We start from the raw sequence: 23,444 nt of genomic DNA on the forward strand, positions 1-23,444 counted from the left end.
AGCGTTTGTCAATCAACAACTTTCAGGCCACAGGGTCCCGATCCTCAGGAGATATTTCATGACCACTTTCCAACGTGTCGCGCTCGTCACCGGTGCCGCCCAGGGCATCGGAAAGGCGATTGCTGAATCGCTGGCGATGCGCGGCGCCACCGTTGCTCTGGCGGACATCGACTTCGATAAGGTGAGTGAAGTCGGCGAATCCCTGGCCGACGACGGTGGCAAGGTGCGCGCCTACCGGGTCGATGTCGCGGATCAGGCCAGCGTCAGCGAACTCGTCGACGCCGTGACACGCGACTTCGGCAGTATCGACGCCTTGGTGAACAACGGCGGTCTCGATGCCCAGCCCGGACATGCACTGAAAATAGACGGGGCACATTGGAACACACTGATCGACATCGATCTCACGGGCCAGTGGTGGTGCACACAGGCTGTCCTGCCCGGCATGGTGGAACGCGAGTTCGGCCGCATTGTCTATGTCAGTTCGTCGTCGGTGTACATCGGTGGCCAGAACATCTCACCGGCCTACTGCGCCGCCAAGTCAGGATTGATCGGTCTCACCGTGGCGCTGGCCACTCAGATGGAACAGCACAACATCCTGGTGAACTGCCTGATGCCAGGACCGACCGGTAACACCGGTACACCGATGGATCCCAGCGACGTGCCGGCCTATCTGAAGAACCACCCGCTGGGGTTCGGGGGTCCTCAGCCGCTGGTTGATGCCACCCATTATCTCCTCGATTCGTCCGGAGACTGGGTCAGCGGTGCCATCCTCAACGTCAGCGGGGGACGACTGCGCGGACGGTGAGTCGGACCGTCCGATGTGATCGCTCCGCTCGGTCTCTGGCAGTTCACCTGTTGCCCGCCGCCCGCGTCGTCGGACGGCGGGCAACTGCGTTGTCGCTGTGAATGATTGAACGATCGCGGTATTGACAGTGGAAACGCGTGCGACTTCAATGGTGTGCGATGGGCACCCGTTAGGGCGCAGAGCGCACAGGCTCCTTGGGGTCTCGTGCACCGAGGAGGTTCGATGACGCATCTACTTCCCCCGGAGGACCCCCGCGGGGCACACAACGCCGCCGCCGGTCAGCATTCCGGTGCGGATGGCCACAGCCGGCGACTGGTCGAAGTCATCGGGATCGAACCGATCCCACCCGATCAACAGACATCGAGACCCTCGGATTTCTTCAGAATCGCTGTCGGTGCGGCGCTGGCCACCACCACGGTGATTCTCGGAACATTGCCGATAGCAATGGGACTGAGCCTGTGGCAGGCGGTAACGGCGATCACGGTCGGCACTCTCGTCGGCGCGGTCTTCCTCGCTCCTCTTTCGATATTCGGTTCCAAGACACACACCAACAACGCCGTGACATCCGGCGCGCACTTCGGCGTCCGCGGGCGGATTGTCGGAACGTCGCTGTCACTGCTGATCGCCATGACCTTCTTCACCGTTTCCGTGTGGGTCGGCGGGGACTCCGTGGCGGCGGCGATTTCACGCATCGCGCCGCAGGCCGCCGGAGACGCATTGACCGCGATCTGTTACGCCGCCACCGCCGCTTTGATCTACCTGATCTGTATTGCGGGGTACCGGAGCGTGCTGCGGGTCAACGCCTTCATCGCACCCGCGCTCTTCGTTGTGCTGGCTGTAGGCGTCGCCGCGTTCTGGGGCCAAATAGATTTCACGTACTCAGGTCACCCGGCTGGCTACGCATTCGGGTCAGCGACTTCGACGTGGGTGGCCGCGATGTTGGTGGCCATGGCAAATCCGTTGTCCTTCGGACCATTTCTCGGGGACTGGTCTCGTTACCTACCGTCCGAGACCAGCGGCGCCAGACTCGCGCTGCTGACTTTTCTCGCCCACGTCATCTCGCTTGTGCCATTCTTCTTCGGCGCGGCGACGGCCACCCTTGTCCCCGATGCAGCGGACTACATGAATGGTCTGATCTCGGTGGCACCATCGTGGTTCGTTCCGGCGATCGTCATGATTGGGCTCGTGGGCGGAGTCTCCGGCGGGGTGGCCTCCCTGTACGGTACCGGCCTGGACTTCTCGTCGCTGGTGCACACGGTGAGTCGGGTGCAGGGAACCTTCATCATCGGGGCCATTTCCATTGTGGTCGTCTTCCTGGGGCGGTTCGTCTTCGATCTCGTCGACACGGTCAACAGCTTCTTGAGTTTGATTCTGATCTTGTCCGCCCCATGGATTGCCATCATGCTCGTCGGGTTCATCACACGGCGCGCCTACTACCAGAGTGATGATCTGCAGGTGTTCGCCAGGCGGCAGCGGGGTGGCATTTATTGGTCAGTGGCCGGTTTCAATGTCCGCGCCCTGACGGCCTGGTTCATCGGATGTGTGCTCGGGCTGTTGACTGCGAACACGCCGATGATCGTCGGCCCACTCAACGCCCTATTTGCCGGTGTTGATGTCAGCTTCTTCTTCACCTTCATCGTCACCGGCATCGTGTACTACGCGCTGCTGGTGGTGTCCCCTGAACCCCGGTACGTTCACGGGCCGAAGGGGCCACGATGGGTCCCGACAAAAGATGTTGTCGCGCCGCCGATCAGCGGCGGTGTTCGAGCGCCGCTGACCTCTCGGCCCGGGGCAGCAACGAGTGTCGGTGATCGCCCATGAAACGACCGGTTCTCAAAGGCTTGGTGACCGGCGCGGCCCAGGGTATCGGCGAAGCCGTGACCAGACACCTCGTGACCAACAGCGGCACTGATGTCGCATTGGCCGATATCCAGTTCGACAAGGTGGGTCAGGTTGCGAAGGCTCTGGGCAAGAAGGCTTACGCCGTCGACATCGCGTCGACGGAGTCGGTGGATGCAGCTGTGTCTGCAGCGATCCGCGACTTGGGTGGTATCGACTTCCTGGTGAACGTGGCGGGTATCGACGCCCAGTTCGTCGCTCCCACTTCTATCGACGACCAGCATTGGCGTCGGATTATCGACGTGAATCTCACGGGCACGTGGAACATGACCAGAGCCTGCCTTCCGGCCATGATTGCCGCTGGCTCCGGCCGCGTCGTCAACATCTCGTCGATTTGCGGCGTGGTGCCAACACCTGGCGTCTCGGTGGCCTACGCCGCAGCCAAAGCCGGGATAATCGGCATGACAATGAGTTTGGCGACCGAACTGGAAGGCAACGGCATCTTGGTCAACGCGATAGCGCCGGGAGCCACGGGATCAACAGGCGAGCCGATGACGGAAGGGCAGGCGCAGCACTATGGGGACGCGCAGGCATTGGGGTTCGGCGGTCCGGAACCCATTGCACATGCAGTGGATTATCTGCTCGGCCCCGGAGGGAACTGGTTGTCGGGCACGGTCCTGAACGTGAGTGGAGGTTTCTGGCGTGGACGCTGACAGCACATTCGGTTCGGACAAGACAGCGTTGATCACCGGCGGAGCGACCGGTATCGGCGCGGCGATAGCTCATCGCCTCGCCGAGTCGGGCTGGCGGATCGCCGTGGCCGATATTTCCGATGAGTTCAGTTTTGGTGGCATCTACACCACCTCGAACCCGACCCCACGGGTCTTGGTGCGCAGGTTGGATGTGAGACAACGTGACTCGGTCACCTCCTTCGTCGAAGAAGTCGAGAAACACTTTGGTGGAATAGACCTCGTCGTGCCCTGTGCCGGTATTCACCAACACGGGCCGTCGGCAACTGTCGAATGGTCGGTGTGGGACAACATCCTGGACACGAACCTCAATGGGTGTTTCGCAGTGATCAAGGCCGCGTTGCCCGGGATGCTCGGTAGGGGAGCGGGAAGAATCATCACGATTGCCAGTGAGTTGGGTATCACCGGCGCCGCCGAATCCGCGGCCTACTGCGCGTCGAAGGGGGCAATCGTCGGCTTGACGAAGGCACTCGCGCGCGAGTACGCCCACGCTGGAATTCTCGTGAACTCGATTGCCCCCGGACCGGTTGCCACCGCGATGTTGATGGCAGTCGATGAATACGCGTCCGGCGCGGAAGCGCAACGTCTGCCGATCGGACGCTACGGCACACCTGATGAGATCGCCGCAGTCGCCGAAGCTCTGGCGGGCAACGCAGGCACTTATATGGTCGGACAGATAATCAGTCCCAACGGTGGAGCGGTGATCTGACTGCACTGTCCCGGGGCCGATGACGCGCAGCGAAGTCCCGGACGCGCCAGTCACGTGTGCTCCACACCTACAGCTCGTCGTCCGGGATGCGGCTGAGCAAACGAACAGCGGCGTGCACGCCGGGACCGATGAAAACCGCGAACAGCAGCGTGCCGAGGCCGGCGACGCCACCGAGAAGCCATCCGCAGACCAGCACGGTGGCCTCGACTGCAGTTCGCGCCACTCCCAGCGGCCACCCGGTCACGCGGGCCAGCCCCGTCATGAGCCCGTCGCGCGGGCCGGGCCCCAGCCCGCATCGCAGGTACAAGCCACTTCCCAGAGCAACCACCGCGATGCCGCCGATGCACAACGCCAACCGGGCCACCAAGCCATCCGGCTGAGGCAACCACCTCAGGGAGACATCCAGGGCGGTGCCGACCAGGATCACATTGGCCACGGTCCCGAGTCCGGGTCGCTGGCGCAGCGGTATCCACAGGAGCAGCACGGCCGCACCGATGATGTTGGTCATCACCCCGACCGACAGGGGAGTCAGGCTCGCGAGCCCCTGCGCGAATACCGTCCAAGGTGAGTTACCCAGGTGAGCCGCGACGAGCATGGCTTCGCCGGTGCCGAAAATCCACTGACCGGCGACCAGCGAGACCGCCTGCAGCGGCCTGGGTAGCCACCTGTTCACAAGGCAGTCACACTACGCCGACAGTGCTACCTTCCTCCAATACCGCGGCCAACTCCATCAGCTTCCGGTCCCGCCACCGCACCCGCTCGTCCCAATCGTCGAGGTCCAGGATTGCGCGTCGTTGTGCGGTCACCTCGGCCACGAGTTGCGGGGTCCACGGATCATGTTGTCCGCGTTCGGACCCCATGCGGGCATAAGCAGGACCCATCTTGGCGGCGTGTGACTCGATGCCGCCACGGGTGTTGAGGTCAGCGGTCTCGAACGGGCCGATGACACTCCAGCGCCGGCCCAGCCCGCTGCGCACCACCTCATCGATGTCGTCGACGGTCGCCACCCCGTCGCGCACCAGGCAGTAGGCCTCGCGCAACAAGGCGCCCTGCAGCCGATTGAACAGGAAGCCCTCCACCTCGCGGCGCACCAGCACCGGTCGCATCCCGGCCGCTCGGTACAGCGAGACCGTCTGCTGCACAACGATTTCGGAAGAAACGGGCGAGGGCACCACTTCGATCACCGGCAGCAGATACGGCGGATTGCCCGGATGCCCGACAAGAACCCGCGCGGCGACGTCCGCGCTGAGACCCGCAGCCAACGCGCTCGGCACGATCGCCGAACTCGAGCTCACCAGGGGAACGTCAGCCGACGTCAGTGCGGCGGCGCGGCGAAACAAGTCCTGTTTGACGTCGAGACGCTCGGGAGCGCACTCCTGCACGAACTGGGCACGGTCGAGCGCAGACGCGAGGTCCGAGGTGAAGCGCACGGAGGGCGGCGAAACAACACCCAACTGTTCCAGCCGACTTGCCAGCTCCGTGGCAGCCCGCGGCAGCGCGGCATCGACGGGATCGTAGACCGACACCTCCACGCCTTGCCGGGCGAACAAGACTGCGAACGCCACCCCGATGGAACCGGCGCCCAGCACCGCGATAGCCACGTCGTCACCAGCCCCGGTCGCCGGCGTAACCGTGCTCGAGAATCGACATCACCGACTCCGGCGTCAGCGTGCGCGGATTGTTGGCCGTCAGCCGGGTGGCCAGCATGCTCTGTTGCGCGACGTAGGTGAAGTCGCCGGGATCCAGACCCAAGGTCCGCAGATCCAGCGGAGCGCCGAGAGCAGACAGGATCTCCTCGATCCGGTCGATCGCCGACCGTGCCTGCCTCTCTTCGGGATCCGTCGGCTCGGCCACCCCGAGGATACGGCCGATCTCCGCGAATTCCGGCACCCGGGCGGGCAGGTTGTACCGCATGACGTAGGGCAGCAGGGCACTGATGCCGAAACCGTGTGGGGTGTGGGTGAGCGCGCCGATCGGAGACTGGATGGCATGCGCTCCCGCGGTGCCGGCGGTATTGATCGCCATCCCGGCGCAGTACGCGCCGAACAGCGTGTCCGACCGGGCCGAAAGGTCGCCGGGGTCGGCGGCGACCGCCGGCAGTGACCGGTTCAGCAGTGCCAGCCCGGTGCGTGCGTACACGTCGGCCAGTACGTTCTTACCGGCGTACAAGGTGGTGGCCAGCTGGTCGGCGTCAGGATTTTTGGCTCGGCCGGTGAACGACTCGATCAGATGCGACAGGGCGTCCGCGCCGGAGGCCGCGGTCAAGCCGGGAGGGCAGGTGAGCGTCAGTTCGGGGTCGATGACGGCGGCGTGAGCTTCCAGATGCGGGCTCGCCACGCCCACCTTCATGCCCTGGTCTTCGTCGAAAACCACTGAGATGCAGGTGACTTCGGCGCCGGTGCCGCCGGTGGTGGGCACGGTGATCACCGGGATCCCGGGTCCCGGGACCAGGAACTGACCGTAGTAGTCGCGCACATCGCCGCCGTGGGTGAGCACCACCGAGGCCACCTTGGCCAGGTCCATGCACGATCCGCCGCCGATCCCGACGATCGCCTCAGGTGTCGAGGCGCCGAATCGCTCGACGATATCGACGACATTGCGGCGCGGCAGGTCGGGTTCGGTGCCGTCATAAACCGACACCGACAACCCGTGGTCCACCAAAGCCTGGACGAGCAACCCGAATTCGGCGCTGGCGGCCATACGGGCGTCGGTCACCATCAGCACCCGCGTCGCGATTCCCGCCACGACGCGCGGGATCTGGCGACGCTGGCCTGCTCCGAAGAGCACCATCGTCGGCTGACGAAGCAACCCGAGGCCGAGCTCGTTGGCGGTGTGCAGCGCGGGCGGCGCGGCGAAGGTGGTCATGACAGGCCTTCTTCCTCATTGACGGTCACGGCGAGGTACTTGGGTTCGAGGTAGTCATAGATGGCATCGTGGCCACCCTCGCGGCCCAGACCGGAGGCCTTGACGCCACCGAACGCGGCGGCCGGGTCGGCCATGATGCCGCGGTTGATGCCGACCATGCCGAAGTCCAGTCGCTCCCCGACGGCCAGCGCGCGCGACAGGTCCTTGGTGAATACGTACGCTGCCAGCCCGTAGCTGGTGTCGTTGGCGAAGGCGATGGCCTCGGCGGTGGACCCCACTTCGTAGACGGTGGCGACAGGAGCGAACAGTTCGCGACTGCACAGCTCTGCGGGCCGGCCCGGCACCCGGAACACGGTGGGGGAGAAGAAGTAGCCGTCGCCGGGAAGTGGCGCACCGCCGGTGAGCAGCTCGGCGCCGGTCCCGCGTAGGGTCTGCACCAAATCGACCACCGAATCACGTTGCCGCGCTGAGATGATCGGTCCGACATCGGTGCCGTCGTCGAAGCCGTTGCCGACGTTCAGCGCTTCGGTGAGTTCGACGAAGCGGTCGGTGAACCGTTGCGCGACGGAGCTGTGCACGATGATCCGGTTGGCGGCCACGCACGCCTGCCCGGCATTGCGGAACTTGCAGACGACGGCCTGCTGTGCCGCGAGTTCCACGTCGGCGTCGTCGAGCACGATGAACGGCCCGTCACCGCCGAGTTCCATGGAGGTGTTGATGATGCCAGGAGCCGCCTGCTCCAGCAGGGTGGCACCGACGCCGGTCGATCCGGTGAAGCTGACTTTGCGCAGGCGGTCATCGGCCATCAGTGCCGCTGACACCGCAGCTGACGACGAAGTGTGCACGAGGTTCACCACCCCGTCGGGAAACCCTGCCTCGCGCAGAGTTTCGACGAACAGAGCGCATGTCAGCGGAGTTTCCTTGGCGCTCTTGACGATGACCGGGCAGCCCGCGGCCAGCGCTGCACCGGCCTTGCGGGCGATCATCAGCATCGGGAAGTTCCACGGCGTGATCAACAGGGCGGGGCCCACCGGCTGATGGGTGGTGATCACGCGGTAACCGCCGTGCGACGCCGGTGCGAACGTGCCGTGCAGGTGCGCGATCTGTTCGGTGTACCAGAGGAAGAACTCCGCGGACAGGGCGAACTCTGCGCGTGACTCGGCCAGCGGCTTCCCGCTCTCGGCCGTCATCACGTCGGCGAACGCCTCGGCCCGCGACAGCAGCAGCCGGTGGGCGGCAGTGAACAGCTCAGCACGGTCCCGTGGGGCCACGTGACGCCACGCCGACTGGGCCGCCGCCGCCGCATCCAGGGCGGCCAGCGCGTCGTCGGCGGTGCCGTCGGAAACCGCCGCGATCTCGGCGCCGGTGGCGGGATCGAGCACGGCGAACGTCGTCTCCCCCCGCCGCCAGAGTCCGTCGATGAACAAGCCCGTGGGGACCCGGCGACCGTGGACGGCGGCGGTGTCGGAAGGGCTGACCAGAGTCGTCGTCATGGTTCTCCGTCTTTCAGGGATTGAGGAAGTGGCTGCCGCGGGCTACTCCACCGCGGTCTCACATCACGCTAAGACGCCGATGTGACCCCACCGACGACTGCGTCTTTTTGAGACAGTTGGCGATCGCCCGGGGGAGACGGCCCAGGATGTACTGTGTGACCCAGATCGCATTCGGGTTGCTGTCGAAGGCGTGACGCAAGGAGTCATAGGTGTCGGTGAGACCCACTGGATCGCGGATAGAGGAGATCCGCGCGCAGTTCCTCACTGCTTCCGATGCAGGTCAGGCGGTGCCCACCGAGCTCTTGGAGTCCTGGCTGCGGTCCAAGAGCGCTCTCGGGGCGCCGGCCAACGTGCGTGACGTGCCGCGGGTCGACGAGGACCTGCTCGACAACCATTTACTGGAGATGTTCCAGGCGCCGATGGCCCGCGCCGCGGAGGATCTGGCCGGGTCGGGGATGGGCCTGCTGCTCGCCGATGCCCAGGGCCGCATCGTGCAGCGGTGGTCGCAGGACTCCGCCGCCATGAATCAACTCGATCGCCTGGGCACCGTCCGTGGCGCGGTGCTGGCCGAGGATGCCGTCGGCACCAACGGGGTGGGCACCGCCCTGGCCTCGGGGAAGAGCGTGCTCATCGAAGGTGCCGAGCATTTCGCCGACGTCTACCAGAACGCACTGTGCACCGGCGCGCCCGTCTGGCATCCGATCACGGGCAAGCTGCTGGCCGCGGTGACGATGTCGACGAAGATCGACGAGCGCAGCGGCTTGCTGCTTCCGCTGACGAATTCGCTTGCCTCGCAACTGCAACAACACGTCCTCGACGTTGCGCAACCAGGCGCACGGGCCATGTTGGCGGCGTTCCTCGACGCCTCGGGCAGACACACCGGGCCGGTGGTGGCGTTCGGGCCCGACGGGTTGACGATGCGTAGCCGGCGGGCCGGCGAACTCACCCAGTCCGACGTCGATCTGATCGGGCACCTGTGCGCCGGTATGCGTCACGACGCCCGGCTGACCGCCGAATTGTCCATCGGTACAACAGCTGTGGATGTGACCGTGCTCGACGGTGCGGCCGGGGTGGTGGCCACATTGAGTCCGGCGCCGCGGGTGTCCGTCGGTCACGGCAGGACGACGGCCGACGCGCTGGTGGGGCAGACGAAGTCGTGGCTGGCTGCCGCGCACCACGTCAGCAGGCACATCGCCGCGCGCAGCGCGCTGCTGATCGCCGGTGAGGCCGGCAGCGGGAAGACATCCCTGGCACTGGGCCGCCCGTACCGACCGGGTGTGGCGCAGCCCGATGTCGAGGTGGTGCACACCGCACAACGTCAGATCGTCGGTGACCAGGCCTGGCTGCGTCAGCTTGCCGAGACCGTCTCGACCGCCCCGCGTGTGGTGGTGCGTGCGGTGGAGCATCTCGACTCGCAGACTGTCGCGGCAGTGCGCACCATGATCCGCGGTTCGGTGCTGCTGACGGCCACCGCCGCCGACCAGGCCGAGGCCGAGGCGTTGGCGACCAAGCTGGGGGTGGCGATGGTCTGGGTGCCACCGCTGCGCGAACGCTCCGGTGACATCTCCGGCCTGTGGAATGCGCTGGTGGCACAACGCTCCCCAGGCCTTCGCCTGGCACTCGGTGACGACGCACGTCGGGCTCTGGAGACCGCGGGGTGGCCGGGCAACATCACCGAATTACGGACGCTGGTCGAACAACTGGTCTCCGAGGGTGTCCGCGGGCTGGTGCAACTGGATCACCTGCCCAACTCGCTGCGGGCCCGGCGGTCGTGGTCGATGATCGAGCGCACCGAGATGGAGACCATCCGGCGAGCGCTACAGGAGGCCGGTGGCAACCGCTCGAAGGCGGCCGAGCTGCTCGGTGTCTCGCGCGCGACGATCCACCGAAAGCTCAAGACCTACAACATCTCCGGGTGACGAGCCTGCCGGGTGCGCCTACTGCGCCAGGTAACCCCCGTCGATCACCAGCTCCGACCCGGTGATGAAGCTGGCCTCATCGGAAGCCAGGAACACCACGCCGTCGGCAATCTCCCCGGGCAGACCGGCCCGCCCCATCGGTGTCTGCGCGACGACGAACTCGTTGATCTCGACTTCCTGCGCGTCGGTCAGTGGGGTCTTGATGAAGCCCGGATGCACCGAGTTCACCCGCACGTTGTCCTTGGCATAACTGATCGCCGCGCTCTTGGACATGTTGCGGACCGCGCCCTTGGTGGCGTGATAGGCGTGCGCGCCCGCGACGGCGGCATTGCCCCAAATGGAGGAGACGTTGATGATCGAACCGGTGCGCCGGCTCACCATGTGGGGAATGACGGCACGCATACCGAGCCAGGTACCGGTCTGGTTGGTGGCGATGACGCGCTCCCACTCGGACACGCTGAGTTCGTGCAGTGACTGGTAGGCGATGATGCCGGCGTTGTTGGCCAACACGTCGATACGGCCGTACCGGTCCAGCACCTCAGCGATGACGGTCGACCAGTCGTCCTCCTGGGAGACGTCGAGCTGGCGGTAGTCGATTCCGGGTGACCGGGGCCCGAAGGATTCGTCGGTCTTCGAGCGTCCGGTGGCGATGGTGGTGGCGCCCTCGCGGGCGAACGCCTCGGCGATGGCGTGTCCGATGCCGCGGCACGAGCCGGTGACCAGCGCGACTTTGTCGTTCAGACGGTTCATGGGGGTGCTTCTCTCATCGAGGGGATGCGGTGAGGACAGCGTGGCGCGCGCCGATGCCGCCGCAGTGACCTGCGTCACGCTGAGACAGCGGTGTGTCAATCTGCGACACCTCGCGGCGGGTGTCTCCCAGCGTCACAGACTGGCTGCAGTGCGGCGGATCACAGCCGCTGTCAACCGATTTCAGGAGACGCATATGACCGGTCAGCCCACCGATCCGCTCGGCGCCATCTATGCCGAATGGACAGAGGAGTTCGTCGCCAACCCGCAGATGTCCTTGCGGTTGATGCGGTGGGTGTTCGAGGACTGGCAGCGCGCCACCGCCGAACCCGAGGACGTCACCTACAAATCCACCGAGATCGGCGGCGTGCCCGGGATTCTGGTGACCCCGCTGACCGCGGACCCCACCCAGGTGCTGGTGTTCCTGCATGGCGGCGGATTCGCGCTCGGGTCATCGGCCAGCCATCGCAAACTCGCCGGCCATGTCGCCGCCGCCTGCGGCGCCGTGGGTTTCGTCGCCGACTTCCGCCGCGCGCCCGAACATCCGTACCCCGCGCAACTGGACGACGCCACCGCCGTCTTCGACGGTCTGACCGCCGCGGGTATCGCGCCGGCCGACATCAGTTTCGTCGGTGACAGTGCGGGCGCCAACATCGCGATCGCCACCACGCTGCGGTTACACCGCAAGCCGGGGCTGGTCATGGCCATCTCGCCGTGGCTGGACATGGAGAACACCGGGGAGACGCTGGTGTCCAACGACGCCACCGATTTCCTGATCACCAGGGAAGGGTTGCAGGGCAACATCGACCGCTATCTGTCCGGCGGTGCAGATCCGACCGACCCGCTGGTCAATCCGCTCTACGCCGACTTCACCGGCTTCCCGCCCCTCTACATCACCGCCGCCGACATCGAATCGCTGTACGCCGACGCAACACGGCTCCACACGCGCGCAACCGCTGACGGCGTGGACGTCACCTTCGATGTGGCGACCGGCCAGCAGCATGTATTTCCTTTGCAGGCAGGTCAACTGGTCGCCGCCGATCGTGCGATCGCCACCATGGCGGCCTGGTATCAGGACCGCCGTACCGCCGGTGCTCACCTGCACGCCGCCCAACCCGCCAACGCCTGAACCTCCAAGGAGTTCTGATGACCATCGAAACCCATGACGCCATCGTGATCGGAGCCGGCTTCTCCGGCTTGGCGATCCTGCACCACCTCCGCGAGATCGGTCTGGACACCCTGGTCGTCGACGCGCAGGACGGCGTGGGCGGCACCTGGCTGGGTAACCGTTACCCCGGGGTGCGCACCGACAGTGAATACAGCTACTACTCGTTCTCGTTCTCGAAGGAGGTACGCGACGAGTGGACCTGGACGCAGCGCTATCCCGCCGGTCAGGAAGTGCTGGCCTACCTGAACTTCGTCGCCGACCGATTGGACCTGCGCCGCGACATCCGGCTCAACACCCGGGTGCAGTCCGCCCACTACGACGAGGACACCAACACCTGGACGGTTCACATCGACGGTGGCGCACCGCTGGTGGCCAAGTACCTGATCAGCGGAATGGGGGTGCTGTCGCAGGCCATCTATCCGGACATCCCCGGCATCGACAGCTTCGCCGGCGCGAAGTACCACACCGCCCACTGGCCGCGCGAGGGCGTCGACCTGGCAGGCAAGCGCGTCGGCCTGATCGGCCTGGGCGCCTCCGGTATTCAGATCTTGCCCGAAATCGCGCCGCTGGTCGACGAATTCGTGGTCTTCCAGCGCACCCCGAACTTCGTGGTGGAGACCACCAACGACCCCGTGACCGACGAGCAGATGCAGTGGCTGCGGGACAACTACGACGCCATCTACGAGAAGGCGGCCAACCACCCGTTCGGCGTGGCGATGGAACCGGCGCAGTTCAGCGCGCTGGAGGTGTCACCCGAACAGCGTCGCGCAATCTTCGAAAGCAAATGGAACGAAGGCGGATTCCACTTCGCCAACGAGTGTTTCAATGACCTGGCCGTCAACCACGAGGCCAGCGAGCTGGCCTCGGAGTTCATCCGATCGAAGATCCGCGAGATCGTGAAAGACCCGGCCACTGCGGACCTGCTGAGTCCGAAGACCTACTCGTTCAACGGCAAACGGGTCCCGACCGGGCACGGCTACTACGACGCGTTCAACCTCGACCATGTGCAGTTGATCGACACCGCGTCCACCCCGATCACGGCGATCACGCCGGCCGGAGTTCGTGTCGGTGATACCGAGTACGAGCTGGACGTGCTGATCTTCGCCACCGGATTCGACGCCATGACCGGCACCTTGACGAACATCGACATCGTCGGGCGTGAAGGAATCACGTTGCGTGAGAGGTGGGCCCGCGACGGGCTGCGGTCCAACCTGGGTATCAGCGTCCACGGTTTTCCCAACTTCTTCATGTCGCTGGGGCCGCAGACTCCGTACTCGAACCTGGTGGTGCCCATCCAGTTGGGTGCGCAGTGGCTGCAGCGGGCCCTGAAGTGGGCAATCGACAACGACGTCGACGCCTTCGAGGCCACACCGGAGTCCGAGGAGTGGTGGGCCGAAGAGACCGAACGCACCGGCAAGGCGACGGTGATGTACACCGAAGGCAAGAAGGCCAAGGCCTGGTTCCTGGGTGAGAACGTGCCCGGCAAACGCGAGGAGTTCCAGGTGTACATGGGTGGCGGGCAGGTGTACCAGCATTACTGCCGCGAACTCGAGCAGTCCGGTTATGCGTCGCTGCTGGCCGGTAGGCGCGTGCCGGCGACTCTCTAGGCGCTGAAAAAGGCGGCCCCGGAGCAGACTTCGGGGCCGCCTTGGGCGGTTCTAGACCTGCGCTCCGCGGCGGGCGTCGAGCGCAAATGCTCCGGCTCCGGCGAAGACGAGGAACAGGAACGCAAAGCAGTACAGCACCGCGGCTTCGCCGCCATTGACCATCGGGACAATGCCTTTTGACACATGCGCGATGAAGAAGGCGAACGCCATGGTGCCGGAGGCGATGAACGCTGCGACGCGGGTGAACAATCCGATGACGATCAGCACGCCGGTCACCAACTCGATCACGCCCGCGTAGAAGTACGGCCACTGACCGAACGCCGCGGCCTGGCCACCCGGCCAGCCGAACAGGTGCGCCGTCGCGTGGCACAGGAACAGCAGGCCGAAGACGATGCGGAACACCCCCAGTGCGGTGGGTGTGTACGTGCTCAGTCGGGTATCGAGTGTGGTCACAGGTCAGTTCTCCTTCGAATCGGGAATGGCGCGGGCGGCGCTGCCCGCGGGTTGGTGTACGAGTTCACCGGCCGTGCGGGCGCCTGACCAATTCTTGACTTCGGCTGCCAGATCCAGCCTTTCGACCACGGCCGAGTTCTCATGCTGACCCCACTCCTGGCGTGGGAGCATCCACATGATCTCGAACTGATTGCCGTCGGGATCGGCGCCGTAGACGCTCTTGGTGGCTCCGTGGTTCGATTCGCCGGTGTAGGCACCGGCTTCGATGAGCACCCGGCGGAATTCGACCAACTCGTCGACGGTGTCGAGTTGCCACGCCAGGTGGTAGAGACCGACGGACCGTCGCGGTGGCCGGACCGCACCGGGAATGCCGAACAGTCCGAGGTCGTGGTGATTTCCCGAGCGGGGGAGTCGCAGGAACGCGCCGTTGAGCCCAGGTTCCCGCACTACAAGATCCATGCCGAACACCGTCGTGTAGAAGTCCACCGCCCGGTCGACGTCGGCGACGAACAACACTGCGTGGTTCAGGCGGACAGGTGAGACGGTCATCTGACTCAGCACTCCGTGGTTGGTTGTAGCTACAACTAAAAGCTAGCAGAAAATGGTTGTAGCTACAACTTCATGACACACTGGTGTGGTGAAGACAGCTGAGTTGACGCAGGCTGAGTTGGCGGCATGGGTGCGATTGGCGTCGGTGTTGGAGTTGCTCCCCGGTGTTCTCGACACGCAGCTGCGCCGGGATGCAGAACTCCTGCACTTCGAGTACTTCGTGTTGGCGATGCTGTCCGAGGCGCCGAAGCGGACCTTGCGTATGAGCGAGCTTGCCGCACATACCAGTGCGACACCGCCCCGGTTGTCGCACGTCGTGAAACGGCTCGAGGAGCGCGGGCTGGTCGAACGGTTTCCCTCTCCCGACGACGCCCGGGTGACCAACGCGCGATTGACGGCGGCGGGCTGGCGCAAAGTGCGCGAAGCTGCACCCGGGCATTCCGCGACGGTCAGGGACATGGTCATCGACGCGTTGACGCCCGAACAGGTGTCGCAACTGGCCGCCATCAGCGAGGCCATCTTGGGCCGGCTCGACCCGGACGGCGCGATGACCGGTACGTACCATCGCTATGACCGCTAGCCTCGGTCTTGTCCGCTGTGTTGTGTGGGCCCGTTGTGTTCTGGGCCCGGTTTTGTCACACCCTTCTGTCTTGATGGGTTCACGTCTTCCGCAACACCTTTGGCCGATGCCGGGATGTTTCCCGCGCAGCGGCTTGACGTGTTGTTCGATACGTTGGCGGAGTTGACCGGGCAGCGTAATGCCCTCGACGGCCGGATCGTGGAGATCGCGTCGTTGGTGGCCGCCAGAACCGGTGTCTCGCCGCGCACCGCAAAGACCCTCACCACGGTGGCGCAGCGCTCTGCCGAGTTCCCTGAGTGCACCGCAGGCGTGCGACGCCCACCACCTGCAGCATTGGGAAGACGGTGGCCCGACCGAGTTGTGGAACCTGGCCCTGGTGTGCCCGTATCACCACCGGGCCCATCACCGCGGTCTCATCACCATCACCGGCCCGCCCACCAACTCGTCGTCAGCGACGCCGCCGGCCGCCGCCTCACCGCCAGATCCCTGGCCCGGCCACCGACCACACCGCCACCCGATGTTCCACCGTGCCCAGGCCCCACGGGGGAACGCGCCAAATGGTGGAGGTACACACCCTTCGAACCCCGACCACCCGTCCACCAACTGACTGCCGGTGACAGCATGCCCACAGGTCGTTCCCAGGTGAGTAACGAGGGAGTCTGTGTAGCTTCACAGCCATGTTGCTCACTGCCCGTCGCGTGGTGGCCGGCTTCGTCGGAGCCGCTGCGGTCAGCACGCCCTTGTTGTTCGTCCCAGCGGCGACCGCCGAGCCACCGCAGAACTGCAGCGCTGCCGATCTTGCCGGGGTGGGCTCTGGTGTGTCGGCGGCAACCTCGGCGTATCTGTTCACCCATCCGGCGGTCAACGATTTCTTCACCAGCCTGCACGGGTTGTCGCCGGAGACCATTCAGCCGAAGGTCGACGAGTACTTCACCGCGAATCCACAGGTTGGCGCTGAGCTGAAGAACATTCGTAAACCTCTGCAAGACATCAGACTTCGCTGCGGCGACACCGACGGCGACGGGGACGTCGACATCCTGTGACCGGTGGAGTTCCACGCTGGTGTCAAGCGTCGGTGAACGGCACGTCGAGACGGTCGGCGAGTTCGGCCCGGCTGATGCTGAAGGTGTCGCGGATGGTCACGCCGTCGGCCGCGATGTCGAAAACCGCCAGATCGGTGTAGACGCGGGAGACGCAGCCGAGGCCGGTCAGCGGGTAGGTGCACGACGGAACCAGCTTCGGCGAGCCATCTTTTGCGAACAGCGTCATCATCACAAACACCTGCTTGGCGCCGATGGCCAGGTCCATGGCGCCCCCGACGGCGGGGATCGCGTCGGCAGCGCCGGTGTGCCAGTTGGCCAAATCTCCTTTGGCTGACACTTGGAACGCACCGAGCACGCAGACATCGAGATGGCCGCCGCGCATCATCGCGAACGAGTCGGCGTGGTGGAAGTACGCGGCTCCGGGAAGCTCGGTGACCGGGATCTTCCCGGCGTTGGTCAAGTCGGGGTCGATCTGATCGCCAACGGCGGCCGGCCCCATGTTCAGCATGCCGTTTTCGGTGTGCAACACAATGCCGGCGCCGGCCGGAAGGTGGTCGGCCACGGTGGTGGGCTGACCGATCCCGAGGTTGACATACGAGCCGGCCGGGATGTCACGCGCGACGAGGGCGGCCATCTGTTCTTTGGTCAGTGCGCTCATACTGCCACCACCTTGTCGACGTAGATGCTGGGAGTGACAACGGTTTCGGGATCGAGGGTGCCGGTGTCGACCACTTCGTTCACCTGGACGATGGTGGTGGCCACGGCGGTGGCCATCACGGGCCCGAAGTTGCGAGCGGTCTTGCGGTACACCAGGTTGCCCATCCGGTCGGAACGGTAGGCACCGATCAGGGCGACGTCACCAGCCAGGGGATACTCCAGAATGTAGGCGCGTCCGTCGATCACGCGTTCCTCCTTGCCTTCTGCCAGGGGTGTCCCCACTGCGGTGGGGCAGTAGAACGCACCGATGCCGGCGCCGGCGGCGCGCATCCGCTCGGCGAGGGTGCCTTGCGGTACGACCTCGAGTTGGATGTCGCCGGCGCGGTAGAGGCCGTCGAAGACCCAGGAGTCGGACTGCCGGGGGAACGAGCAGATCACCTTGCGTACGCGTTTGGCGGCAAGCAGTGCAGCTAAACCGGTGTCGCCGTTGCCGGCGTTGTTCGACACGACGGTGAGATCTGTTGCGCCATGATCGATCAGCGCGTCGATGAGCGCAACGGGCATGCCCGCCATTCCGAAGCCGCCGATCAGGACGGTGCTGCCGTCTTTGATGTCGGCCACTGCCTCGGCAGTGGTGTCACAGATGGTGGCCATCATCGGACCACCTCGAACACCGCGGCCAAGCCCTGGCCACCGCCGATGCACATGGTTTCCAGGACGGTGCGCGCATCACGGCGCCGGGCCTCATAGGCCGCGGTCGCCAGAATGCGGGCGCCGGTGGCGCCGATCGGATGCCCCAACGAAATCCCGGACCCGTTCGGATTCAACCGCTCATCGAGGGGATCGACCTTCCACTCGGCCAGCACTGCCAGCACCTGCGCGGCGAAGGCCTCGTTGAGTTCGATGAGGTCGATGTCGTCGAGGGTGAGTCCGGCACGCTGCAGCGCCGCTGCGCTGGCATTCACGGGACCGATGCCCATGACTTCGGGGCCGCAGCCGGTCACCGCCCACGAACGCAGCGCCAGCATCGGCGTCAAACCCAGCCGGGCCGCGTCGGTGGCGGTGGTGACCACACACAGTGCGGCACCGTCGTTCTGGCCGGATGCGTTGGCGGCGGTGACCGTCGATTCGGCATCGATCTTGGCCCGGATGGGTCGCAGGGCCGCCAGCTTCTCGACACTGATATCCGCCCGAGGGTGCTCGTCGCGATCGACCAGGATGTCAGGCTCACTGCGTCTGCCCGGCACGGTCAGCGGCACCAACTCGTCGGCGAAGCGACCGGATTCGTGTGCGGCAATCGCGCGGTGATGTGAGCGTACGGCCAGCTCATCCTGCTCTTCGCGGGTGATGCCGTATTCGCGGCGCAGGTTCTCGGCGGTCTCGATCATGCCGCCGGGAATGGGATGCGAACTGCCGCCGGCGGTTTCGCGAGCGCGGTCCAGGCGATCCAACAGTGCGATACCACCTTGGCGGACACCGGTCCGCAGGCCGAGGGCGTAATGCTCGACATTGGACATCGACTCCGCGCCGCCGGCGATCACCACGTTGGCCGCGCCCGTGGCCACCTGCCCGGCGGCATACAGCACCGCCTGCAACCCGGACCCGCACCGTCGATCGATCTGCAGACCGGGAACCCCGGTGCCCAACCCGGCGTCCAAGGCGGCGATGCGCCCGATGGCCGGCGCCTCACCATTGGCGTAGCCGTTGCCCAGAACAACGTCGTCGACCTCGTGTTCTCCCAGGCCGGTGCGGTCGATCAGCGCGCGCAGTGCCGCGGTGGCCAGGTCGGTTGCGGTCAGCGCGGCCAGGGCGCCGCCCATCCGGCCTACCGGGGTGCGGACGGGATTGCAGATCACGACATCCATCCCTCGACGGTAGGCTGCCCCGAGGATATTCTGAAATACTTAAATTGGCTTGTTTGATAGGCAAGAAGTCTCAATGGAGTTACGGCACCTGCGCTACTTCCGGGCTGTGGCCGAAGAGCTGCACTTCGGCCGCGCGGCGCAACGGCTGCTCATCGCCCAGCCGCCGCTGTCGCAGCAGATCCGCCAGCTCGAAGGCGAATTGGGTGTGGCGCTGCTGATCCGCTCCACCCGCAACGTCGAGCTGACGCCGGCCGGCCAGGCGTACCTGGAGCGGGTGGTCACGATCTTGGATGCGGTGGAGGACGCCGCGGATCTGGCCCGCCGGGTGGCCGCGGGAACCACCGGCCGACTGACCATCGGGTGTGTCGGCTCGGCCACGTATTCGGTGCTGCCGCAGCTTGTCCGCGCGCTGAGCGAGCTGCTTCCCGACGTCGACGTGCGCGTGCGCGGTGAGATGCTGGCGCCGGCGCAACTCGCGGCATTGGCGGCCGGGGAAATCGACCTAGCGCTGCTGCGCCCGCCGGTGGTCGATGCCGGCCTGACCACCGAGATCATCCGCCGTGATTCACTGCTGGTGGCGTTGCCCGAAGGCCACCGGCTGGCCAAGCGGAAGACCCTGGCCGTGTCCGATCTTCGTGACGAAGATTTTGTGGCGCATGTCGGCGGCGGGCGCTCCGTCATGGGATCGTTTGTGACCACGCTGTGCGCTGACGCCGGCTTCACTCCCCGGGTGCGCCACGAGGTGGAGGAGACCTCGACCCTGGTCACCCTCGTTGCGGCCGGCCTCGGGGTGGCCCTGGTGCCGGCGCCGACGTCCGCTCTGGACATCGCCGGTGTCGTCTACCGGCCGCTGCAGCCCCGCAGCCTCGGTGTCGAGTTGGTGGCCGCGTGGCCGGCCTCGGCGCATGACCACTTGGTCAGGAAAGTCGTCAAGGCCCTGGCCGACATCACGCGCTGAGCACCGGCAAGCTCACGAGGCCATCGTTCGCCTCGAAAATGGACCTGTAAGTCCAATCTGCTGGCTGCCTACCGAATCGCTTGCGCCGCGGCTGCTTTGTACTCGCGGCGGCGGCGGTGCAGGATCGGTTCGGTGTAGCCGTTGGGTTGTGCGCCGCCTTCGAGGATGAGTTCTTGGGCGGCTTGGAAGGCGATGTTGGTGTCGAAGTCGGGTGCCATGGGGTGGTAGGTGGGGTCGCCGTCGTTTTGGCGGTCCACCACCGGGGCCATGCGTTGCAGGCTGGTGCGGATGTCGTCGGCGGTGATGACGCCGTGGCGTAGCCAGTTGGCCAGCAGTTGGCTGGAGATGCGTAGGGTGGCGCGGTCTTCCATCAGGGCGACGTCGTGGATGTCGGGGACTTTGGAGCAGCCCACGCCCTGGTCGATCCAGCGCACGACGTAGCCGAGGATGGATTGGCAGTTGTTGTCGACTTCTTGGTGGATCTCGTCGGGGGCCCAGGTCAGCGAGGAGTCGGCCAGGGGGAGGGTGAGCAGTTCGTCGAGGGTGGTGCGGGTCTGGCCTTCGAGGTCTTTCTGGACGGCGAAGACGTCGACCTGGTGGTAGTGCAGGGCGTGCAGGGTGGCTGCGGTGGGGGAGGGCACCCAGGCGGTGGTGGCGCCGCTCTTGGGCTGGCCGATTTTCTGCTCGAGCATGTCGGCCATCAGATCCGGCATGGCCCACATGCCTTTGCCGATCTGGGCTTTGCCGGACAGGCCGGCGGCCAGGCCGGTGTCGACGTTGGCGTCTTCGTAGGCTTTGATCCAGGGTTGGGTTTTCATGGTGCCTTTGCGGACCATGGGGCCGGCTTCGATGGAGGTGTGGATTTCGTCGCCGGTGCGGTCGAGGAAGCCGGTGTTGATGAACACCACGCGGTCGGCGGCGGCTTTGATGCAGGCTTTGAGGTTGGCGCTGGTGCGGCGTTCTTCGTCCATGATGCCGACCTTGAGGGTGCCTTGGGGCAGGTTGAGGACGTCTTCGACGCGGGAGAACAGTTCGCAGGTGAAGGCGACCTCGTCGGGGCCGTGCATTTTGGGTTTGACGATGTAGATCGAGCCGGTGCGGGAGTTGAGCAGGGGGCCGTTGGCTCCATCATTGTGACTGCCGTCCCGCAATCCGTGGATCGCGATCAAGCTGGTGAGCAGCGCATCCAGAATGCCCTCTGGCACTTCAGCGCCATCCTCGAACACAATGGCGTCGTTGGTTATCAGGTGGCCGACGTTGCGGACGAACAGCAGGCTGCGCCCGGGCAGGGTGAGTTCTTCGCCGTCGGGTCGGGTGTAGGTGCGGTCGGCGTTGAGCACGCGGGTGAACGTCTTGCCGGCTTTGGTGACGTCTTCGGCCAGGTCGCCGCGGTTGAGGCCCAGCCAGTTGCGGTAGCCGAGCACCTTGTCCTCGGCGTCGACGGCGGCGACCGAGTCTTCGAAGTCCATGATGGTGGTGACCGCCGATTCCAGCACCACGTCTTTGATGCCGGCGGTGTCGGTGGCACCGATGGGGGAGTCGGCGTCGATGAGGATTTCGATGTGCAGTCCATGATTGACCAGCAACACCGAGGTCGGCGCATCGGGTTCGCCCAGATACCCGGCGAACTGCTCGGGGGTGGCCAGCCCGACGGCGGTGTCCTCACTGAGCGCGACCACCAACGCACCGTCAGCGATGCTCAACTTGACGGCCTCAGTCCACGACCCCGATGCCAGTGGGGTGGTGTCGTCGAGGAACTTGCGGGCGTAGGCGATGACCTTGTCGCCGCGCACCTTGTTGTAGGAGGTTCCCTTTTCGGCGCCGTCGTCTTCGGGAATCACATCGGTGCCGTAGAGGGCGTCATACAGGGAGCCCCAGCGGGCGTTGGAGGCGTTCAGGGCGAAGCGGGCGTTGAGCACCGGCACCACCAGCTGCGGGCCGGCGGTGGAGGTGATCTCCGGGTCCACCCCCGAGGTGGTGATGGTGAAATCGTCGGGAACCGGTAGCAGATAACCGATTTCACGCAGGAAGGCCTGGTAGGCCGCCGCGTCGTGGGGCTCCAGGACATGGTGGCGATGCCATTCGTCGATCTGGGCCTGCAGTTCATCGCGGCGGGCCAACAACTCCGCGTTGCGCGGGGCCAGGTCGGTGACCACCTTGTCGGCCCCGGCCCAGAAACTGTCCGGATCCAGATCAGTGCCCGGCAACGCCTCGTTGTTCACGAAGTCATGCAGCACCTTGGCGACCCGCAAGTTACCCACGGTCACACGCTCAGTCATCGATCCACCGCCTCTATCCTGTTGTTCCCGCACCGACCGCCATGGACTGTCGCAGATCGGCATGGGAGACTGCGCTCTCAGCAACGGCAACGCCGGAGCCGGGAGAATCATTTCATATCGTGGAATGATCCTCTCGTTTAGAGAATCATGGAGGTAGCGTTGTGTCAACGTTGGCCACATGGTCAGGCGTCCTGTGAGCGCCCCCGCCGGTGGGGTGCAATCCCTGCATCGAGCGCTCGACGTCCTGGAAGGCGTTGCTGCGAAGGGTGGAAGCCAGACGGTTGCCGAGATCGCTGCCGGGGCCAACCTGCCGGTGCCGACCGCGCACAGGCTGGTGCGCACGCTCGTGGAGCGGGGGTACATGCGCCAGCTTCCCAATCGCAGTTACGCGCTGGGGTTTCGGTTGGTGCCCCTGGCCTCGGCCGCGAATGCCTCGGTAGGCGCCGGTGCGCTACCGGTGTTGGCCGAACTCGTCGAAGAACTCGGCGAGACCGCCAACCTCGCCGTGCTCTCCAGCGAGCAGGCGGAGTACATCGCCCAGGTGCCGTCTAAGTTCAGCATGCGCATGTTCATCGAAGTGGGCCGGCGGGTCGAGCTGCACTGCACCGGGGTGGGCAAGGCGCTGCTGGCTCAACTCGACACCTCGACCATCAACGCGATCGTCGACCGCCGCGGACTCACGCGCCATACCGAACACACCATCACCACGCGGGTGGCTCTGCTGGCCGAGATGGAGCGCATCAAGCGCCGGGGTTACGCCCTCGACGATCAGGAGCAGGAGATCGGGGTGCGCTGCGTGGCGGTGCCGGTCGCCCTCGATGCACTGAGCTGGATCGCCGTGTCGGTCTCGGGCCCTGTCACCCGGATGACCGATGAGCTGGTTGAGCGCGCGGTGCCGCTGTTGGTCTCCGCGGGTGCGCAGTTGGTGAGCAACGCGTCGGAGGGTGCAGCGGACTAGCCGTCGTGGAGTGCTGATATCGGCATACGAAACGCTCGGCGCCCGATGCCGCCCAACAGGGCAGCGTAGTACCCACCGGTGCCTTCAGCGAAGGCCTCGAGTATGGCGGCGGCATGGGCGCGGTCCAGCTCGGACGGCTCGTCGGCCGCGAGTTCGTTTGTCGGTAACCGCATCCCGAGCTGATCACCACCGCGGTCATCG

General features: G+C 65.5%; 23 protein-coding genes and 1 pseudogene. 12 read left to right on the plus strand and 12 right to left on the minus strand.

Going from position 1 to position 23,444, the window contains the following annotated elements:
• Positions 1–58 precede the first annotated feature (58 nt).
• The 4 genes from NL241_RS10855 (at position 59) to NL241_RS10870 (ending at position 4,102) form a co-directional block, all read left to right on the plus strand.
• A complete protein-coding gene (locus NL241_RS10855) occupies positions 59–805 on the plus strand; it encodes an SDR family NAD(P)-dependent oxidoreductase (protein WP_487697172.1) in 747 nt (248 codons plus the stop codon).
• A 105-nt stretch (positions 806–910) separates the two neighbouring features.
• Positions 911–2,626 (plus strand): purine-cytosine permease family protein, encoded by a 1,716-nt coding sequence (locus tag NL241_RS10860; protein ID WP_494397514.1) that lies wholly within the window; start codon positions 911–913, stop codon positions 2,624–2,626.
• A complete protein-coding gene (locus NL241_RS10865; RefSeq protein ID WP_494397515.1) occupies positions 2,623–3,357 on the plus strand; it encodes an SDR family NAD(P)-dependent oxidoreductase in 735 nt (244 codons plus the stop codon). The genes NL241_RS10860 and NL241_RS10865 overlap by 4 nt, the downstream gene beginning before the upstream one ends.
• Complete coding sequence (locus tag NL241_RS10870) at positions 3,347–4,102, plus strand: SDR family NAD(P)-dependent oxidoreductase (RefSeq protein ID WP_494397516.1); 756 nt, start codon at positions 3,347–3,349, stop codon at positions 4,100–4,102. Before NL241_RS10865 ends, NL241_RS10870 begins: the two co-directional genes overlap by 11 nt.
• Positions 4,103–4,169: 67 nt before the next feature.
• Here NL241_RS10870 and yczE read toward each other — a convergent pair whose 3' ends face one another.
• The 4 genes from yczE to NL241_RS10890 are packed head-to-tail and all read right to left on the minus strand — an operon-like array spanning position 4,170 to position 8,460.
• A complete protein-coding gene (gene yczE, locus NL241_RS10875; protein ID WP_494397517.1) occupies positions 4,170–4,775 on the minus strand; it encodes a membrane protein YczE in 606 nt (201 codons plus the stop codon).
• A 7-nt stretch (positions 4,776–4,782) separates the two neighbouring features.
• The gene (locus NL241_RS10880) at positions 4,783–5,703 is read right to left on the minus strand and encodes a 3-hydroxyacyl-CoA dehydrogenase (protein WP_487697180.1); all 921 of its coding nucleotides are present in this window, start codon (positions 5,701–5,703) and stop codon (positions 4,783–4,785) included.
• A gap of 4 nt (positions 5,704–5,707) precedes the next feature.
• Positions 5,708–6,967 carry an iron-containing alcohol dehydrogenase gene (locus NL241_RS10885; protein WP_487697181.1) on the minus strand — a complete coding sequence of 420 codons (1,260 nt, stop codon included), beginning with the start codon at positions 6,965–6,967 and terminating at the stop codon, positions 5,708–5,710.
• Positions 6,964–8,460: an NAD-dependent succinate-semialdehyde dehydrogenase gene (locus NL241_RS10890; RefSeq protein WP_494397518.1), complete on the minus strand. Its 1,497-nt coding sequence runs from the start codon at positions 8,458–8,460 to the stop codon at positions 6,964–6,966. The genes NL241_RS10885 and NL241_RS10890 overlap by 4 nt, the downstream gene beginning before the upstream one ends.
• Positions 8,461–8,675: 215 nt before the next feature.
• On the opposite strand from NL241_RS10890, the gene NL241_RS10895 reads away from it, so the two are divergent.
• A complete protein-coding gene (locus NL241_RS10895) occupies positions 8,676–10,379 on the plus strand; it encodes a sigma-54-dependent Fis family transcriptional regulator (RefSeq protein WP_494397519.1) in 1,704 nt (567 codons plus the stop codon).
• Positions 10,380–10,397: 18 nt separating this feature from the next.
• On the opposite strand, the gene NL241_RS10900 is transcribed toward NL241_RS10895, so the two are convergent.
• Entirely contained in the window at positions 10,398–11,129 is a 732-nt protein-coding gene (locus NL241_RS10900) for an SDR family NAD(P)-dependent oxidoreductase (RefSeq protein ID WP_494397520.1), read from the minus strand.
• 193 nt (positions 11,130–11,322) lie between these two features.
• Here NL241_RS10900 and NL241_RS10905 point away from each other — a divergent pair, with 193 nt between their 5' ends.
• Both NL241_RS10905 and NL241_RS10910 read left to right on the plus strand, forming a co-directional pair.
• Positions 11,323–12,255: an alpha/beta hydrolase gene (locus NL241_RS10905; RefSeq protein ID WP_487697189.1), complete on the plus strand. Its 933-nt coding sequence runs from the start codon at positions 11,323–11,325 to the stop codon at positions 12,253–12,255.
• Positions 12,256–12,272: 17 nt separating this feature from the next.
• Positions 12,273–13,901: a flavin-containing monooxygenase gene (locus tag NL241_RS10910; protein WP_494397521.1), complete on the plus strand. Its 1,629-nt coding sequence runs from the start codon at positions 12,273–12,275 to the stop codon at positions 13,899–13,901.
• Between the two features lie 51 nt (positions 13,902–13,952).
• On the opposite strand, the gene NL241_RS10915 is transcribed toward NL241_RS10910, so the two are convergent.
• Together NL241_RS10915 and NL241_RS10920 are read right to left on the minus strand one after the other, a co-directional pair.
• The gene (locus tag NL241_RS10915) at positions 13,953–14,354 is read right to left on the minus strand and encodes a DoxX family protein (RefSeq protein WP_487697193.1); all 402 of its coding nucleotides are present in this window, start codon (positions 14,352–14,354) and stop codon (positions 13,953–13,955) included.
• Between the two features lie 3 nt (positions 14,355–14,357).
• Complete coding sequence (locus tag NL241_RS10920; protein WP_494397522.1) at positions 14,358–14,903, minus strand: VOC family protein; 546 nt, start codon at positions 14,901–14,903, stop codon at positions 14,358–14,360.
• 88 nt (positions 14,904–14,991) lie between these two features.
• On the opposite strand from NL241_RS10920, the gene NL241_RS10925 reads away from it, so the two are divergent.
• From NL241_RS10925 to NL241_RS10935, 3 genes and pseudogenes are all read left to right on the plus strand, one after another.
• Entirely contained in the window at positions 14,992–15,483 is a 492-nt protein-coding gene (locus NL241_RS10925) for a MarR family winged helix-turn-helix transcriptional regulator (RefSeq protein WP_487697196.1), read from the plus strand.
• Positions 15,484–15,796: 313 nt separating this feature from the next.
• Positions 15,797–16,077, plus strand: a pseudogene (locus NL241_RS10930) (HNH endonuclease signature motif containing protein); the annotation flags it as partial.
• 83 nt (positions 16,078–16,160) lie between these two features.
• Positions 16,161–16,526: a heme-binding protein gene (locus NL241_RS10935; protein WP_494397523.1), complete on the plus strand. Its 366-nt coding sequence runs from the start codon at positions 16,161–16,163 to the stop codon at positions 16,524–16,526.
• 22 nt (positions 16,527–16,548) lie between these two features.
• Here NL241_RS10935 and NL241_RS10940 read toward each other — a convergent pair whose 3' ends face one another.
• From NL241_RS10940 to NL241_RS10950, 3 genes are read right to left on the minus strand one after another with little or no spacing between them, the layout of a single operon-like run.
• Positions 16,549–17,184 carry a 3-oxoacid CoA-transferase subunit B gene (locus NL241_RS10940; RefSeq protein WP_494397524.1) on the minus strand — a complete coding sequence of 212 codons (636 nt, stop codon included), beginning with the start codon at positions 17,182–17,184 and terminating at the stop codon, positions 16,549–16,551.
• On the minus strand, positions 17,181–17,840 hold the full coding sequence (locus tag NL241_RS10945; RefSeq protein WP_494397525.1) for a 3-oxoacid CoA-transferase subunit A: 660 nt from the start codon (positions 17,838–17,840) through the stop codon (positions 17,181–17,183). Before NL241_RS10945 ends, NL241_RS10940 begins: the two co-directional genes overlap by 4 nt.
• On the minus strand, positions 17,837–19,048 hold the full coding sequence (locus tag NL241_RS10950; RefSeq protein ID WP_494397526.1) for an acetyl-CoA C-acetyltransferase: 1,212 nt from the start codon (positions 19,046–19,048) through the stop codon (positions 17,837–17,839). Before NL241_RS10950 ends, NL241_RS10945 begins: the two co-directional genes overlap by 4 nt.
• A 73-nt stretch (positions 19,049–19,121) precedes the next feature.
• Here NL241_RS10950 and NL241_RS10955 point away from each other — a divergent pair, with 73 nt between their 5' ends.
• Complete coding sequence (locus tag NL241_RS10955; RefSeq protein WP_487697205.1) at positions 19,122–20,006, plus strand: LysR substrate-binding domain-containing protein; 885 nt, start codon at positions 19,122–19,124, stop codon at positions 20,004–20,006.
• A gap of 68 nt (positions 20,007–20,074) precedes the next feature.
• Here NL241_RS10955 and NL241_RS10960 read toward each other — a convergent pair whose 3' ends face one another.
• Positions 20,075–22,285: a malate synthase G gene (locus tag NL241_RS10960; protein ID WP_494397527.1), complete on the minus strand. Its 2,211-nt coding sequence runs from the start codon at positions 22,283–22,285 to the stop codon at positions 20,075–20,077.
• Between the two features lie 178 nt (positions 22,286–22,463).
• Between NL241_RS10960 and NL241_RS10965 the strand changes: the two genes are divergently transcribed.
• Positions 22,464–23,243, plus strand: coding sequence for an IclR family transcriptional regulator (locus tag NL241_RS10965; protein WP_494397528.1), 780 nt, complete (start codon positions 22,464–22,466; stop codon positions 23,241–23,243).
• Here NL241_RS10965 and NL241_RS10970 read toward each other — a convergent pair.
• The gene (locus tag NL241_RS10970; RefSeq protein ID WP_494397529.1) at positions 23,240–23,416 is read right to left on the minus strand and encodes a hypothetical protein; all 177 of its coding nucleotides are present in this window, start codon (positions 23,414–23,416) and stop codon (positions 23,240–23,242) included. The genes NL241_RS10965 and NL241_RS10970 overlap by 4 nt on opposite strands.
• Between the last annotated feature and the right edge of the window lie 28 nt (positions 23,417–23,444).

The organism is Mycolicibacterium sp. SMGY-1XX, from assembly GCF_059132455.1.